We start from the raw sequence: 1,441 nt of genomic DNA on the forward strand, positions 1-1,441 counted from the left end.
CGGCACCCGCGTCGCCAACATCGCCTCCAACGACACCTCGATGGAAGAACTCGTCGGCCTCATGACCGGCGCCGTCACCCGCAACACCGACACCAAGGGGGACACGCTGTGACCGCCGTCAAGCCCCGCACCGAGACCGTCGCGATCGGCGCCATCGTCGACCAGCAGGAGAGCGTCGTCAAGCGCCTCGTCAAGGCGCAGGCCTTCCAGATCTTCCTCGTGCTCGTCGCGATCGTCTTGGTGTTCAGTGTCCTCGAGCCGGCCACGTTCGCGCAGTGGTCGAACTTCCGCCTCATCATCCAGAACGCGTCGATCCTCGCCGTGCTCGCGGTCGGCATGACCTACGTCATCATCACCGCCGGCATCGACCTGTCCATCGGATCGGTCCTCGTCTTCTCCGGCGTCGTCGCCGCGATGGTCATGCGCACGATGGGCGGCGACGGGTGGGGAACGGCGATCGTCGGCATCCTGGTCGCGATTGCATCGGGCCTGTTCTGGGGCATCTTCAACGGCTTCCTGATCGCGAAGGCGAAGATCCCGCCGCTCATCGTCACGCTCGGCACCCTGGGCATCACCCTGGGTCTCGCGCAGATCCTCACCGGCGGTGTCGACGTCCGCTCGGTGCCATCGGTGCTCACGACCACGATCGGTTACGGCAACGTGTTCGGCACGATCCCGACGATCTCCGTGATCGCCCTCGTGGTGATCCTCATCGGCGGCATCGCACTGCGCTACAGCCGGTTCGGGCTCTACACCCTCGCGGTCGGCTCGAGCGAGATCGCGGCGCGTCGCGTGGGCGTGAAAGTCGATGCGCAGCTCATCAAGATCTACGCCCTCTCGGGCGGCCTGGCCGGTGTCGCAGGCATCCTGTCCCTCGCACAGTTCTCGACCACGGCGATCGCCGGGCAGTCGCAGACGAACCTGAACGTGATCGCGGCCGTCGTCATCGGCGGCACCTCGCTGTTCGGCGGCATCGGCACCATCGCCGGGACGGTCGTGGGCCTGTTCATCCCGGCCGTCCTCCAGAACGGGTTCGTCATCACGGGCGTGCAGCCGTTCTGGCAGCAGGTCGCCGTGGGCGCCGTGTTGATCACCGCCGTCTACGTCGACCAGGTGCGCCGCACCGCGGCGACCCGCGGCAACACCCAGAGCCTCTGGCGCAAGTTCGCCAGCGGAGGCCGGCGCGGTTGACGCGCGGCCGACCAACACCACCAAGAGAGAATGGGGAATCACGATGAAGTGGAGCAAGCCTGCTCTGGGGCTCGTCGCGCTGGGAGCGGCGACGACCTTCGCACTGGCCGGATGTTCGACCGGCGGCACGCCTGCCGGCGGCGACGGCGGTGATGGTGGTGATGATGCGTACAACATCGCGTTCGTGCAGGGTGTCGCGGGAGATGAGTTCTACATCTCGATGGAGTGCGGCATCAAGGAAGCAGCCGAT

At 66.7% G+C, this 1,441-nt stretch carries 1 protein-coding gene and 1 pseudogene; both read left to right on the plus strand.

Features of this window, described 5'->3' with window-relative positions; all coding sequences use genetic code 11:
• The first annotated feature begins 108 nt into the window (after nucleotides 1–108).
• Nucleotides 109–1,191, plus strand: a complete 1,083-nt coding sequence (locus AB0P29_RS16140) for an ABC transporter permease (RefSeq protein ID WP_363381237.1) — start codon at nucleotides 109–111, stop codon at nucleotides 1,189–1,191.
• Nucleotides 1,192–1,234: 43 nt separating this feature from the next.
• A pseudogene (locus AB0P29_RS16145) lies at nucleotides 1,235–1,441 on the plus strand (hypothetical protein); the annotation flags it as partial.

This window comes from Microbacterium sp. NPDC080220, from assembly GCF_040686395.1.
GTDB classification, from domain to species: domain Bacteria; phylum Actinomycetota; class Actinomycetes; order Actinomycetales; family Microbacteriaceae; genus Microbacterium; species Microbacterium gawkjiense.